The 13,605-nt window shown below is 65.1% G+C and carries 16 protein-coding genes; 9 read left to right on the top strand and 7 right to left on the bottom strand.

The window, feature by feature from the left end; all coding sequences use genetic code 11:
• Positions 1–9: 9 nt before the first annotated feature.
• The 3 genes from JOF28_RS07020 to JOF28_RS14515 all read left to right on the top strand — a co-directional run bounded on the left by JOF28_RS07020 (position 10) and on the right by JOF28_RS14515 (position 2,485).
• Entirely contained in the window at positions 10–1,785 is a 1,776-nt protein-coding gene (locus JOF28_RS07020) for a 2-isopropylmalate synthase (protein ID WP_209705115.1), read from the top strand.
• A 143-nt stretch (positions 1,786–1,928) separates the two neighbouring features.
• The gene (locus tag JOF28_RS14520; protein WP_245189898.1) at positions 1,929–2,156 is read left to right on the top strand and encodes a GAD-like domain-containing protein; all 228 of its coding nucleotides are present in this window, start codon (positions 1,929–1,931) and stop codon (positions 2,154–2,156) included.
• A gap of 44 nt (positions 2,157–2,200) precedes the next feature.
• Positions 2,201–2,485: a T6SS immunity protein Tdi1 domain-containing protein gene (locus JOF28_RS14515; RefSeq protein WP_342452110.1), complete on the top strand. Its 285-nt coding sequence runs from the start codon at positions 2,201–2,203 to the stop codon at positions 2,483–2,485.
• A gap of 10 nt (positions 2,486–2,495) precedes the next feature.
• On the opposite strand, the gene JOF28_RS07010 is transcribed toward JOF28_RS14515, so the two are convergent.
• Positions 2,496–3,080, bottom strand: a complete 585-nt coding sequence (locus tag JOF28_RS07010; RefSeq protein ID WP_209705114.1) for a DapH/DapD/GlmU-related protein — start codon at positions 3,078–3,080, stop codon at positions 2,496–2,498.
• 115 nt (positions 3,081–3,195) lie between these two features.
• On the opposite strand from JOF28_RS07010, the gene JOF28_RS07005 reads away from it, so the two are divergent.
• From JOF28_RS07005 to JOF28_RS06995, 3 genes are all read left to right on the top strand, one after another.
• Positions 3,196–3,906, top strand: a complete 711-nt coding sequence (locus JOF28_RS07005) for a hypothetical protein (protein WP_209705113.1) — start codon at positions 3,196–3,198, stop codon at positions 3,904–3,906.
• 134 nt (positions 3,907–4,040) lie between these two features.
• Positions 4,041–4,370: a nucleotidyltransferase family protein gene (locus JOF28_RS07000; RefSeq protein ID WP_209705112.1), complete on the top strand. Its 330-nt coding sequence runs from the start codon at positions 4,041–4,043 to the stop codon at positions 4,368–4,370.
• Positions 4,367–4,696, top strand: coding sequence for a HepT-like ribonuclease domain-containing protein (locus JOF28_RS06995; RefSeq protein WP_209705111.1), 330 nt, complete (start codon positions 4,367–4,369; stop codon positions 4,694–4,696). The genes JOF28_RS07000 and JOF28_RS06995 overlap by 4 nt, the downstream gene beginning before the upstream one ends.
• A gap of 4 nt (positions 4,697–4,700) precedes the next feature.
• Here the strand turns inward: JOF28_RS06995 and JOF28_RS06990 are convergent, their stop codons facing one another.
• Together JOF28_RS06990 and JOF28_RS06985 are read right to left on the bottom strand one after the other, a co-directional pair.
• The gene (locus tag JOF28_RS06990; protein ID WP_209705110.1) at positions 4,701–5,150 is read right to left on the bottom strand and encodes a hypothetical protein; all 450 of its coding nucleotides are present in this window, start codon (positions 5,148–5,150) and stop codon (positions 4,701–4,703) included.
• Positions 5,151–5,182: 32 nt separating this feature from the next.
• Positions 5,183–5,509 (bottom strand): DUF7882 family protein, encoded by a 327-nt coding sequence (locus JOF28_RS06985; RefSeq protein WP_209705109.1) that lies wholly within the window; start codon positions 5,507–5,509, stop codon positions 5,183–5,185.
• Positions 5,510–5,587: 78 nt separating this feature from the next.
• On the opposite strand from JOF28_RS06985, the gene JOF28_RS06980 reads away from it, so the two are divergent.
• Entirely contained in the window at positions 5,588–6,238 is a 651-nt protein-coding gene (locus JOF28_RS06980) for a Maf family protein (RefSeq protein ID WP_209705108.1), read from the top strand.
• 31 nt (positions 6,239–6,269) lie between these two features.
• On the opposite strand, the gene JOF28_RS06975 is transcribed toward JOF28_RS06980, so the two are convergent.
• A complete protein-coding gene (locus JOF28_RS06975) occupies positions 6,270–7,967 on the bottom strand; it encodes a PucR family transcriptional regulator (protein WP_342452109.1) in 1,698 nt (565 codons plus the stop codon).
• Positions 7,968–8,124: 157 nt separating this feature from the next.
• Here JOF28_RS06975 and JOF28_RS06970 point away from each other — a divergent pair, with 157 nt between their 5' ends.
• Together JOF28_RS06970 and JOF28_RS06965 are read left to right on the top strand one after the other, a co-directional pair.
• Positions 8,125–9,612: a CoA-acylating methylmalonate-semialdehyde dehydrogenase gene (locus tag JOF28_RS06970; RefSeq protein ID WP_209705106.1), complete on the top strand. Its 1,488-nt coding sequence runs from the start codon at positions 8,125–8,127 to the stop codon at positions 9,610–9,612.
• Between the two features lie 85 nt (positions 9,613–9,697).
• Entirely contained in the window at positions 9,698–11,086 is a 1,389-nt protein-coding gene (locus JOF28_RS06965) for an aspartate aminotransferase family protein (protein ID WP_209705105.1), read from the top strand.
• 111 nt (positions 11,087–11,197) lie between these two features.
• On the opposite strand, the gene JOF28_RS06960 is transcribed toward JOF28_RS06965, so the two are convergent.
• Genes JOF28_RS06960 through JOF28_RS06950 form a run of 3 tightly spaced genes read right to left on the bottom strand, consistent with a single transcriptional unit; the run spans position 11,198 to position 13,602 of the window.
• Complete coding sequence (locus JOF28_RS06960; RefSeq protein WP_209705104.1) at positions 11,198–11,704, bottom strand: MogA/MoaB family molybdenum cofactor biosynthesis protein; 507 nt, start codon at positions 11,702–11,704, stop codon at positions 11,198–11,200.
• Complete coding sequence (moaC, locus tag JOF28_RS06955; protein WP_209705103.1) at positions 11,694–12,209, bottom strand: cyclic pyranopterin monophosphate synthase MoaC; 516 nt, start codon at positions 12,207–12,209, stop codon at positions 11,694–11,696. The genes JOF28_RS06960 and moaC overlap by 11 nt, the downstream gene beginning before the upstream one ends.
• The gene (locus tag JOF28_RS06950; RefSeq protein WP_209705102.1) at positions 12,202–13,602 is read right to left on the bottom strand and encodes a molybdopterin molybdotransferase MoeA; all 1,401 of its coding nucleotides are present in this window, start codon (positions 13,600–13,602) and stop codon (positions 12,202–12,204) included. Before JOF28_RS06950 ends, moaC begins: the two co-directional genes overlap by 8 nt.
• Between the last annotated feature and the right edge of the window lie 3 nt (positions 13,603–13,605).

Genomic DNA, 13,605 nt, shown 5'->3' with positions numbered 1-13,605 from the left:
AACCGCAACATGATTCAGCCATCGTTTCCCCATATTTCGACACCGACGGGTGCCGTTCCCGCTGGCGCACCAGCTTGGAACCAGCAGCGTCATTCGCAAATGCCATCGCATCGCTACGCCGACGTGTACTCTCGCGTGGAAGTGCCGACGATCGAACGCGATTGGCCGACGAAGCGTCTCACTGCGGCCCCGCTGTGGGTGCCCGTTGACCTGCGCGACGGTAATCAAGCCCTGGCAGAGCCGATGGATCCGGCGCGCAAGCAGCGTTTCTTCGAGCTCATGGTCGCGATGGGGTACAAAGAGATTGAGGTGGGCTACCCGTCAGCATCTCAAACTGACTACGACTTCGTGCGGCTCATCGCTGACACGAACATCGCTCCGAACGATGTGACGATTGTCGTGTTTACGCCAGCTCGTCGGGAGCTTATCGAGCGCACCGTCGCCGCTATCCAGGGGATCTCCAACCCTGTGGTCATTCACCTGTACACGGCGACGGCCCCCACCTGGCGCAGTATGGTGCTCGGCTACGGGCAAGAAGATCTGAAGCAGCTCATCTTGTCGGGTGGACGAGACGTGCTCGAATTCGCCGGGGACATGAAAAATGTGCGCTTCGAATTCTCGCCAGAAGTCTTCAACCTCACTGAGCCCGATTACGTGCTCGATGTGTGCAACAGCATGACCGAGCTGTGGGACGCGAGGCCCGAGCGGCCGGTGATTCTCAACCTGCCCGCGACCGTCGAAATCGCGACGCCGAATGTGTATGCCGATCAGATCGAGTACATGCACAAGAACCTTGCACGCCGTGATTCGGTCATCCTGTCGGTGCACCCGCATAACGACCGCGGCACCGGCATTGCCTGCGCAGAGCTCGCGATCCTCGCGGGAGCTCAGCGAGTCGAGGGGTGCATCTTCGGCAACGGTGAGCGCACCGGAAACGTCGACATCGCGACCCTCGCCCTGAACCTCCACGCGCAGGGCGTTGACCCGATGATCGACTTCTCTGACATTGATGAGATTCGTCGCACCGTTGAATACTGCAACCGACTCGAAGTGCATCCGCGCCACCCCTACGTCGGCGACCTCGTACACACCGCGTTCAGTGGCACCCATCAAGACGCTATTAAGAAGGGGTTCATCGAGCATCGGGCACGCGCGCAAGCTGAGGGGCGGCCCGAGCGCGAAGTCGAATGGAAAGTGCCCTACTTGCCCATTGATCCGGCCGATATTGGGCGAAGCTACGATGCAGTGATCCGCGTGAATTCGCAGTCAGGGAAGGGCGGCATCGCGTATCTTCTCGAGTCTGAGTATGGGATTGAGTTGCCCAGGCGCCTGCAGATTGACTTCGCTCGTCACGTGCAGCGGCACACAGATGCTACCGGCAGTGAGGTCACCGCGACAGGGTTGTGGAGCGTCTTCCAGCAGGTGTATTTGCAGCGAGACACACAGGAATCACGCATTGCTTTGACGAGCTATCAGATCTCAGATCTGGAGGGAGAGGCCCGCGTGGAGCTCGTTCTCGATGTTGCTGGGCAGCAACACACCAGCAGCCATGATGGTGTCGGGCCGGTTGAGGCTTTGGCTTCAGTGCTCGCAGTTCACGGCATCCCTGTCGATATCGTCGCTTTACACCAGACCAGCGTGGGTGTGGGCAGCGATAGCGAGGCATTGACACTGCTTGAGGTTCGAACCGAAGAAGGTATCTTCTGGGTTGCTGGGCAGGGGCGCTCGGTGCTCGCGGCGAGTATGTCGGCCGTCATGTCAGCGGCGCTTAGGTGCAGCGTCTAAACATGTTACGAACACAGCGAGGCTCTCCCTTGCCGGAGAGCTTCGCTGATTCGCCGCAGGGAACGGTGAAAGCCGGCTGAAAATTTGATTATTCCGTGACACCGAAAGCCCACGGGATGTGTTGGCGAAGTAAATTATGTTTCATGGTTGAGATCAAAGATTTTGTGTCGCATGCGCCGGTTCCGGCAGAGATCATCGCGGAATACCGTGACCAGGTGCCGGCCGAACTCGTCGAGGTCTGGGAACAGTACGGCTACGGCACGTTTGGCAGGGGCTTCCTGCGGGTCATCGATCCGAAGCCGAACTCGGCGAGGTCGGCGATTGCATCGGTAAGACGCAGGGTGATGGGATCGCGATCCCGATCATGGTGACCGGGCTGGGTGATCTCATTACTTGGGAACCCAGCCTTGGCGTGGTGGCGATTATCTACCGCGAGAATAAGATTCGTGGCCTCGGCGACATGGATGTGTTCCTCAGCCTGGTGCGCAGAGGTGGAGCACGTCACCTGTCTCGCGAACTGAAATGGGACATCTTTCCGAAGGCCGTCAAGAAGCACGGCGAACTGCCCTACGACGAGTCCTTCGTGTATGTGCCCCTGCTTTCACTGGGCGGCAAGGAAAAGGTCGAGAATCTGAAGAAGCGTGAGACGATCACGTCGATTCAGGTCGTGACCGACATTCAAGGCCTCATGGGGCACTAATCCAGGGCGCTCAACCCTCGGGTACGGTGCCCACCTGTTTCGCTGGAACGCCAACGACCACGGTCCTCGCGGGCACGTCTTTGGTAACTACCGCGCCAGCACCCACGACGGCTCCATCACCGATCGTGATGCCCGGGAGTACGGTGACGTTCGCGCCGAACCAGACGCCCCGGCCAATGACAACGCGCGCCGGGTGCATGTCTGCGCGCCGGCTCGGGGCCATGTCATGGTTCAACGTCGTGATTACGGCATTGTGGCCGATGAGCGAGCCATCACCGATTTCGATTCCACCCTGGTCTTGAAAGCGGCACCCGCTGTTGACGAACACGTTCTCACCGAAACGAATGTTCTTACCAAAGTCGGCACTGAACGGTGGAAAAATCTGAAACGAGTCAGGGACCTCGCCTCCGATCAGCTCGCTCATGAGCGCCCGTACTTCGTCGGGGGAGTGGTAGCGCCCATTGAGCTCTGTAGTGATGCGCAGGGACTCCTGGCTCGCGGCATGCATCGCCGCGTGGTGCGGCGAACCCCCGGGGATGGTCTCGCCGGCATTTAGCGCCGCGAGCAGGGCGTCAAGTCCATGAATTTCAGCCATGCCCCCACGGTATCGCGTTGTCCCCAGCGCTGGAACAGGCAAAGCGGGTGACTCACCATCGGCGCTAGGGAAGTGTGGGTTCCGGCCGTGCACCTCGACCTGCGAAACTGGTTTCATGAACGACATTTCGGCTGAGGGGCGCCCCGCAGCGGGCAGCCTCTGGGTGACCTTTCGGCACGACGGGGCGCTGCTGCTTGAGCTGCTCGCAGACCGGTACACCGTGATTGGGGCAGCAGAGAGCCATGTTGACGACGCAGAGCGCACAGCCATAATCCTGAGATCGTGGGCGCTTGGGCAGGGGCTCGATGAGCGAGCGCAAGAGATTCGTGACACGGGTGCTCCAAGAGACGAGTTTGCGGCGCTGCGACACGAATATTCGCAAGGCCTCGCGCTGAGTTTCGTGGGTGCGCTGCGGCGTGATCGATCGGCGTTGGGTAACACGAGTCAGGATGACGAGCTCTTTCGCGAAATGTTCGGCAGCGAGGTCCCCGCAGATGTGCGCCGATTGGAATCATTCTCGGCCAGGCTTGCCAGCGAAATGCAGAGGTTCTTTCGTCGCGCGCGCGGCAAAGCCCAGCAGCGTCTCGCTGGAGGCGCCTATCTGCTTGTGTTGAACGACTACCTCGACCAGCTGCGTGCGATGCGGTCAGGACCAGCTGGCTATCGGACCATTGAACACACTTTGGTGGCGATCATTCACGAAGAACGGTACTTGCGCATCGCCGAAGACGACCGTGCCCGAGAGCTCATCATAAAGATCGAACACGAATTGAGCGACCTCTACGGGCGGGCTATGGACCTCGAACGAGGCGGACAACTTCGCTGAATTCTTACTCGAGTGCTTCCACGCCCAGGCTCACTGCGGGGAACTGATGACGTCAACGAGGCGAGGCTATAACAGTGCTCGGCTGTGCTGAATCTCCTATATCGAATGTGTGTCACGGCCGGTATCCTGGAGGTATGTTCAAGACCGCTATGACGCCCGAGACGCTTGCCCTTCGCAAGCTGATTGAGGCGCGTCGCGAAGAGTTCCAGGTGCTCCTTGAACGGTATGGAGCAACCAGCCCGAAACTGTTCGGCTCGGTCGCTCGTGGCACCGCTCACGCTGGCTCAGACATCGACATCCTCGTTGAAATGGATCCCGCTGACGGTAATTTGTTGATGCGCGCCTCAGGGCTGATGGAAGAATCGCGAGCGCTGTTCGGGCGCGAAGACATCGACGTGTTTCCTGCTCAGCTGCTTAAACGGCCTATCTCGAAATCTGCATTCGACGACGCGGTAGCTCTATGAGTCGTGAAGCCTCACAGCGCATCGCCGATGTTCTTGAAGCAATCGAACGTTGTCAGCGTTATGTCGTCACTCTTGACAGTGTTGACGCCGAAATGGCAGAGGACGCGATCGAGCGAAATCTCCAGATAATCGGAGAAACTGTGAAACATCTTCCCGCGGAAATTACTACTGCGTACCCAGAGATCGCCTGGCCCCAAATTCGAGGATTCCGAAATATTCTCGTCCACCAGTATTTCGGGGTCGATGTCAACGTCGTCCGCGAAGTCGTAGTTACCCACCTGCCGCCCTTGGCAAAAGTGCTGCGAAGCTACATCGCCTCGAACTAAGCCTCTAATCCCGCATACAGCAGTGTGAGGCTCTCGGGGTGTTCCATGACCGCGATGCGTTCCCCGGGCGGGGCACGGCGATGCGCGGCACAAGGGCCACGATCTCAGCGTGGTCACCCGTCACCTCGACCTCGAGCAGCAGGATGGGGTTCTCGTTGATGGTCTGCTGCGTATCTTGGATGCCGCGCAAGGTGGCAATCTGAACCGGCACCCCTGCTGCGAGAAGAGTTGCGACCTGTTGGTGCCCGCGCAGCGCAATTTTGGATTGCTGTTCGGCGGCGAAGTAGGCTCGCGCCGCATCGTTCTTCATGACCCGCGCGTGAAATGCGCGCGCGATCTTTGACCACAGCGGCCGATGGCGCTTGATCCGGTGCGTCTCCACTGCCCAGTTACGCGGCAGCTGTACCGGCGTCGCCCCCGCCCCCGACCGCCAGAAATACTGCTCACCACTCATGCGTCATGCTCCTCGCTCACGAAGCCCAGCCACTAGGCGCGGTGCGTGCTGTGGTATCGCTCAGCGTCTTTCTCGGTGATGATCTGCAGCCCGCGCGGAGTATTTGCGAGGTCAGTGAGCACCTCCACCCACACCTGGTTCAGCTCGATGGGCCGGCTGCCCGAGAACTTGAAGATCAGCGGAATCGACGGCGCACACCACAGCGAGATGCGCCCGCTGCCCTCTTCATGCGTGAGCGACCAGTTGATGAAGAAGCTTTCTTGCAGGCGCAGCTTCATGCCCACCGCCGCCTTGAGGTGAGCGAGCGCACGGTCCTCGATCGGATATTCCGTGGTCGCCGCATAGATCAGGTGCCCCATGCCCACGATCCTTACACGGGGGCCGCGCAATAGATAGTGCCGCCGCGCAAATCGCGGCCACGGCATAGAATCGGGCCTATGCGCTTGTACCTCGCCTCGACGTCCCCCGCCCGCCTCTCAGTGCTGCGCGCTGCCGGAATCGACCCGATCTGTTTCTCACCCGAGGTCGATGAAGACGCCGAGGTTGCGGCCCGCGAGGCCGAGCTCGGCCGGGCCCTCACCGCCCCCGAACTCACTGAGTACCTGGGCCGACTGAAGGCCGAAGACGTGGTGCGCAGGCACGGCCACGAGATCGACGGCCTCGTGCTCGGCGGCGACTCGATGTTTCTGCTCGACGGCGAGATTCTCGGCAAGCCGCACCTGCCCGAGGTCGCACTCGAGCGCTCACGCCAGCACCGCGGCCGCACCGGCGTGCTGCACTCGGGGCACTGGGTGATTGACCATTCGGGCGGCGAACATCGTGCCGCAGCCGGCGAGGTGGATACGGCGCTCGTGTCGCTCGCCGCCGACGTCACCGACGCCGAACTGGCCGCCTACGTGGCCACGGGCGAACCGCTCGAGCTCGCGGGCGGCTTCGCGATCGACGGCCTCGCCGGCGCCTTCATCGAAAGCATCGAGGGTGCCCCCAGCTGCGTGATGGGCCTCTCGCTGCCGGCGCTGCGCCGCCTCGTCACCGGCCTCGGCCACGACTACCCCGCGCTCTGGAACCTGGGCACTGCGCTGGCCTAATCGGCGCGATTTTGATCCGGATCCGCCCACATCACCGCCGCGCGTGCAGCGCGACCGCGAGCGTGGCGATCGTGCCGCCGTCTGCGAGATCGACCGCGAGCAGATCCTCGATCAGCGCGAGCCGCTGGTAGAACACCGAGCGCGAGAGCCTGGCCCGCTGCGCCGCGAGCGAGCGGTTCGTGGGGTGGGCGAGGTACGCCTCGAGTACGAACACGAGGTCGCCCGAGTGGCCCGGGCCCGCCGCCGCATCGTGTTCGAGCAGTGGGCCTAAGGCATCTGCGGCGAACTCCTGCACCTCGGGCAGCGCCGCGAGGCCGCGCATCAGGTAGGCGAGGGCCTGCCGCTCGGCCTGCTGCACCGTCACCCGCCCCGCCTGCGCGGTGGGCGCGAGGTGGCCCGAGGCGCGCACCCGCTCGAGTGAGGTGATGAGCGAGCGCAGCCCGTGCCCGGGCGCCCCCAGTCCCAGGTGCGCCCGCCACGGCGCGGGCGTTGTCGCGGGCAGCAGCATGCCGAGTTCGTGCGCGAGCCTGGTCGCGAGCGGGGGAGTGGCCGCCACCGCCACGCGCGCATCATCGGGGGCGAACGACAGCAGCGCGAGCAGCGCGGGGTTGGGCGAGGGGTCCTCGGGGTCGGCCACCACAATCACCCGCCCCTCGGGGGCTACCGCGCGGCGCAGCGCCGTCTCGAGCACCGCGCGCTCGAGCGAGGCGTGGGCGCCAAAATCTCCGGTGCCGCGCAGCGTCGCCCCCAGCAGGGTGCGGCCGTCGATGGGCAGCCCCGCCGCGGTGAGCTGCGCCGCCACCTCGGCATCGCGGCGAAACCTGCCGCCGAGCAGCGTGTCAAACAGCTGTTTTGAGCTGAGCTGCAGCCACTCGTCGCCCTCGGGGTCGGCGAGGCGGGCGAGCGCGAGTGCGAACGCCCCCAGCTCGAGCACGGTCTGCCGGCCCGCGGGGTGGGGCGGCCCGGGCAGCGCGGTGAGTCGGCCAAATCGTTTGCCCTGCGCCTCGACGGTCACGTGATCGGCGGGCTCCCACGCGGGGGCGTGCGGGGTGCCGGGCTGCGGGGCCGCAGTGGCCGGGGCACCGGCTCCGCCCGCTGCGGGCTCCGTTCCCCAGTCGCGCAGCACCGTCTCGGGGGCCTGCCCCTGGCCATCCCACGCGACCACGCGCCCCGCAGAATCCTCGAGCACCACCGGCGCCAGAATCGTCTCGGCCAACCGCTCAACGACGTAATCGATGGGGCTGCGGTTGAGCCCGAGCTCGGTGAGCATCGCGTGCACCTCGGCCCGCGCCTCGAGCGCCTCGGTCTGCGCGGCGAGCACGCGCTGGTGCACCCGCTGCGTGATCTGCATGAAGCGCACCTCGCCGTGCAGCACGATGAGCGGAATCTCGGCCCGCGCGCACGCCGCAATCAGCGCGGCGGGAGCAGCAGCATAATTGCCGCCCAGCTCCAAGATCACGCCCGCCGGATCAGCGGCCGTCAACTCTGCCGCGACTTCGACCAGCCCGTCACCGTCGTCGGGCCACCCGGCTCCGGTGGTGAGCACGAGTTCGCCGCCGTCGAGCAGCGCGATCGCCCCGCGGCCGGCGACCACGTGCGCCCAGCGCAGGGTGCGCCCGAGCGCCCCGCGGCCCGTCGCAATCTCGGGTTTGCCCGCCCGCACCTCGGCAAATTCGAGCACGTCAGCGATCGACAGGGCCTGCGCGGTCGTCGCGCTAAATTCACTCACATACACATTGTATGGAAACCGGCTGATGTTGCGATGGTCTGTCGCTCGATCTATCTGAAGGCCCCTGGCACACTGAGATCAAGCGAGCAATGAAGGCTCACACACAATGCCCGAAACTTAGGTATTGCCTCTCTACACAGCAAGGAAGCGCGAACGAATGGCACTCATTCCCCACGTTATCGGCGGCGAAAAGGTCGACGCAGCTGAGCGTCTGCAGACGGTCTTCAACCCGGCCACGGGCGAGAAGCACCACGAGGTGCCCATCGCATCGGTCGAAACCGTTGAGCAGGCCATCGCGGCAGCTCAGGCCGCGCTGCCCATGTGGCGCCGCACCAGTCTCACGAAGCGTGCCAACGTGTTCTTCAACCTGCGCCAGCTGCTCAAGCAGCGCACCCCCGAGCTCTCGGCGATTGTGACCGCCGAGCACGGCAAGGTACTTGAGGACGCCGCCGGTGAGGTGGCACGTGGGCTCGAGAACGTCGAGTTCGCATCGGGCCTGCTCAACCTGCTGAAGGGCGAGCGCGACGAGCAGGTATCGACCGGCGTTGACGTGCACTCGGTGAAGCAGCCCGTCGGTGTGGTCGCAGCGATCACCCCCTTCAACTTCCCCATCATGGTGCCCCTGTGGATGATCGCCAGCGCGATCGCCTGCGGCAACACCGTGGTGCTCAAGCCCTCAGAGCGCGACCCCTCAGCATCGGTGTTCATCGCCGACCTGTTCCGCGAGGCTGGCCTGCCCGACGGCGTGCTGAACGTCGTGCACGGCGACAAGGTTGCCGTTGACACGCTGCTCGACGCCCCCGATGTGAAGGCGATCTCGTTCGTCGGCTCGACCCCCATCGCGAAGTACATCTACGAGCGTGCGGCAGCCAACGGCAAGCGCGTGCAGGCACTCGGCGGCGCAAAGAACCACATGCTCGTGATGCCCGACGCCGACCTCAAGGTCACTGCAGACGCCGCGATCTCGGCAGCGTACGGCGCAGCCGGCGAGCGTTGCATGGCCGTTTCGGTGCTCGTCGCCGTGGGCGATGAGATGGCCGACCGCGTCATCCCCGAGATCGTCAGCCGCATTGCCGACCTCAAGATCGGTGACGGCGCAGTTGCTGGCACCGACATGGGCCCGCTGATCACCCCCGAGGCGAAAGCTCGCGTTGAGGGCTACGTTGCAGGCGCTGCAGCCGAGGGCGCCACCGTGGTGGTTGACGGCCGCGACTTCAAGTTCGAGGGCAACGGCTTCTTCACCGGCCCCACGCTGCTCGACCACGTCAAGACCGACAGCAAGGTGTACCGCGAAGAGATCTTCGGCCCGGTGCTCGCTGTGGTGCGCGTCGACACCTACGAAGAGGGCCTCGAGCTCATCAACTCGCACCAGTTCGGCAACGGCACCGCGATCTTCACCCGCGACGGTGGCGTGGCTCGCCAGTTCGAGTTCGACGTTGAAGCCGGTATGGTCGGCATCAACGTGCCGATCCCCGTGCCCGTTGGTTCGTTCTCGTTCGGTGGCTGGAAGGATTCGCTGTTCGGCGACACCCACATTTACGGCCCAGAGTCGGTCAACTTCTACACCCGCTCGAAGGTGGTCACCACTCGCTGGCCCAACCCCGATCAGTCGAAGGTCGACCTCGGCTTCCCCAGCAACAGCTAATTGCTTTGGGCCTGCCGTCCACTCATACTGAGTGGGCGGCAGGCCCGTACCCATCTCTCGTAACTTTCACTGAAGAAGGAATTACATGTCTGACTATGTTGACCTGTTTGGCGCCGAGCAGAGCTTTGGCGACACCGAGGCGCAGCGCCAGGTGCGCGAAAACGACCGCCAGTACGTCTTCCACTCGTGGTCGGCGCAGGGCGCGATCAACCCGCTGCCCATCGCCAAGGGCGAGGGCGTACGCTTCTGGGACTACGACGGCACCGAGTACCTCGACTTCTCGTCGCAGCTCGTCAACCTCAACCTGGGCCACCAGCACCCCGGCCTTGTGAAGGCCATTCAAGAGCAGGCCGGCCGCCTCGCGACTATCCAGCCCGCGCTGGCTAATGACGTGCGCGGCGAGCTCGCCAAGCGCATCGTTGAGCACTCCTTCGAGGGTGCACGCTCGGTGTTCTTCACCAACGGTGGCGCCGACGCCGTCGAGTATGCCGTGCGCATGGCGCGCCACCACACCGGCCGCCAGAAGGTGCTCGCACGCTACCGTTCGTACCACGGCTCGACGAGCACCGCGATCACCCTCACGGGTGAGCCGCGTCGCTGGGCCAACGGCACGCTCGACGCCGGCGTCGTGCACTTCACGGGCCCCTACCCGTACCGTTCGGCGTTCTACGCTGAGACGCCCGAGCAAGAGACCGAGCGGGCGCTGGCGCACCTGCGCTCCACGATCGAGCTTGAGGGCGCGAACACGATCGCCGCGATCATCCTCGAGTCGGTCACCGGCACCAACGGCATTCTGATCCCCACCCCCGGTTACCTCGAGGGTGTGCGCGCACTGTGCGACGAGTTCGGCATTCTCATGATCTGCGACGAGGTGATGGCCGGGTTCGGTCGCACCGGCGAGTGGTTCGCGTTCCAGGGCTTCGGCGTCAACCCCGACCTGGTGACCTTCGCGAAGGGCGTCAACTCGGGCTACGTGCCCCTGGGCGGCGTCATCATCTCTGAGGCGATCCACAACACGTTCGACCAGCGCTCGTTCCCCGGCGGCCTGACCTACTCGGGTCACCCCCTCGGTTGCGCGGCAGGCGTGGCCACGTTCGACATCTTCGAAGAAGAGCAGATCCTGGAGCGCGTGCGCGACCTGGGCGAGCGCGTCGTACGCCCCCGCCTCGAAGCCATGCTCGAGAAGCACCCCTCGGTGGGCGAAGTGCGCGGCAAGGGCCTGTTCTGGGCCATCGAGCTCGTGCTCGACCGCGAAACCCGCGAGCCGCTCGTACCGTTCAACGCCGCGGGCGAGGCCGCCGCACCATTCAACGCGGTCGTGGCAGCCTGCAAGCAGGCCGGTCTGTGGCCGTTCGCTGCGGGCAACCGCCTGCAGGTCGCACCCCCGCTGATCATCTCGGAAGAGGACCTGGTGAAGGGCCTCGACATCATCGACGAGGCGCTCAACATCGCCGACTCGTACGTCACCGCCTAACCAACGAATAACAAGTTTCTCCCTCTCGCAAACCTTGCGGGAGGGAGATTCGTGTTTCTGCGCCCACATGGCTGAGCGTGCTTGCGTAGCCGAGCGACTGGACTCAGCGAGTTACGCGCGCGGCCCGTGGGCGTTTGTAGCATGTGCCCCTGAACGCTGCGAGAGCAGGTGTGCCAGCACCGGGTCGAGCACCGACAACCCATCGCGCACTCCGCCGCGTGATCCGGGCAGATTCACGATGAAGCAGTGGCCCGCGAAGCCAGCGACCCCGCGCGTGAGGATCGCGAACGGGGTGTGTGCTTCGCCGCGGCGCCTGATTGCCTCGATGATGCCGGGCAACTTGGCCTCGATGAGCGGGGCCGTCTGCTCGGGGGTGAGGTCGCTGGGCGAGACTCCGGTGCCGCCGGTCGTGATGATCACGCGGGCGCCAGCCGCGAGCTCGGTACGCAGGGCATGGCCCACCGGATCCCCGTCGGCCACCACAATCGGGCCCGAGACGTCGTAGCCGCGATCACGCAGCCAGACCGCGATTTCTGGCCCCGTGAGATCGGGGTTCGTGCCGGCGGCCGCGCTCGTCGACGCGACGATCACGGCCGCGCGGCCTGAATCAGTTGGCATCGTCGATGACCCAGTCGCCGCTCTTGCCGCCCGACTTCGCGAGCACGCGCAGGCCGGTGATCGAGGCGTGCTTATCGACGGCCTTCGTCATGTCGTAGAGGGTGAGCGCTGCGACACTGGCCGCCGTGAGCGCCTCCATCTCAACACCGGTGACCCCCTTCGTGGTGACCGAAGCGGTGACGCGCACCCGATCACCCTCGGCCGCAAAGTCGACCGACACCTTTGAGATGGGCAGCGGGTGGCACAGGGGCACGAGCTCCCAGGTGCGCTTGGCCGCCATGATGCCGGCCACGCGGGCGGTGCCGAGGGCCTCACCCTTGGGCAGGTCACCGCTCATGATCTGCGCGATGACATCGGCGCGGGTCACGAAGAAGGCCTCGGCGGTGGCGGTGCGCTTGGTGACGGCCTTATCGCTGACGTCGACCATGTGTGCGCTGCCGTCCTGGCGCAGGTGGGTGAGGCGCTGCTCGGGCACCGCGGTCGAGTGAGTCGCGTGATCAGACATCAAAACTCCAGGTCTCTACGGGGGTGCCGGCCGCGATCTCGCTGACGCCTACGGGAATGTGTACGAGCACATCGGCGCTGGCGAGGTCGTGCACAAAGTGTGATCCCGGGGGAAGAATGCGCACGGTGCCCTCGGGCGTGATGAGGCCGCGACGCACCTGGTGCTTCGTGGCGGGCGACTCGACGTCGTGGGCCAGCGTGCGGGTGCGCGGTGCGGGCGGGCGCAGCCCCGCAAACTCACGCAGCACGGGCGCGAGAAACAGTTCGGCCGACAGAAAAGAGCTCACCGGGTTGCCGGGGAAGCACAGCACCGGGGTATCGGGCACGCCCTCGATGGTGATGCTCGCGAAGCCCTGCGGGCCGCCCGGCTGCATCGCCACGGGGTGAAACTCGCCGCCGAGTGGCTCGAGCGCATCGCGCACCACCTCGAACGCGCCCGCGCTGATGCCACCCATCGTGACGATGAGATCGGCGAGCCCGGCGTGCACGCGCAGCCGGTCGGCGAGCTGCCGGGGGCTATCGGGCACAATCGTGAGGTCGACCTCGGCGCCGTAGCGGCGCAGCAGCGCCGCGAGCATGGGACCGTTCGCGTCAGGAATATGGGCGGCGTTGTGGCTCTCGCCCGGGTGCGCGAGCTCGTCACCCGTTGAACACACGAGCACGCGCAGCCGGCGCCGTACGGGCACCTGCGTGATACCGCTGGCCGCCAGCGCCCCGATCATGGTGGGGGTGAGCGCGGCCCCAGCCGCCGCGACGACGGCCCCGGCAGCGAGGTCTTCACCGGCCTTGCGCACGAAGCGGCCCTCGGGGCTCGGCGCGTGGAAGGTCGCAGAGCCCGAGGGCAGCGCCTGGTACGTGGCCGTGTCGACGGGCTGCGACGTCGACTGAGTGAGCTCTGCGGGCGCGTCGATCGCGGCCTGCAGCGCAACCATCGAGATCGGCCCGGTCGCCGCCTCAACAAACGATTCGATTGATGCGTTCTCGCGGGGCGCCCGCATCAGCTTCGGAAACTGGCCGCCGACCGTCAGCTCGACCGGCACCACGGTGTCGGCACCACGTGGAATGGGGGCGCCCGTCATGACGGGGGTGGCTGACCCGGGGGCGTGCCACAGCTGCGGGTCACCCGCGGCGGCGGCGTAGCCGAGCGGCAGCGTGACCGGGTGGTCGGCTGACGCGTGCGCGAGATCAACCGCGCGCACCGCATAACCATCCATCTGCGAGTTTGTGAACGCTGGGATAGGCAGGTGCGCCGTGATCTCGCGGGCGGTCACCCGGGTGGCGAGCTCGGGGTCTGCGATGTGCAGACTTTCGGCGGCATTCGCGCGCACGTGAGCGAGCAGCGGAGCGAGCCTGGCGGCAACCTCAGCGCGATGGGAGTCGTAGGTGCAGGTCATAGT

This window comes from Leucobacter exalbidus (genome assembly GCF_017834145.1).
GTDB lineage: Bacteria > Actinomycetota > Actinomycetes > Actinomycetales > Microbacteriaceae > Leucobacter > Leucobacter exalbidus.
The sequence above is the reverse complement of the archived record's forward strand: the minus strand, read 5'-3'. Positions and strand labels throughout refer to the sequence as shown.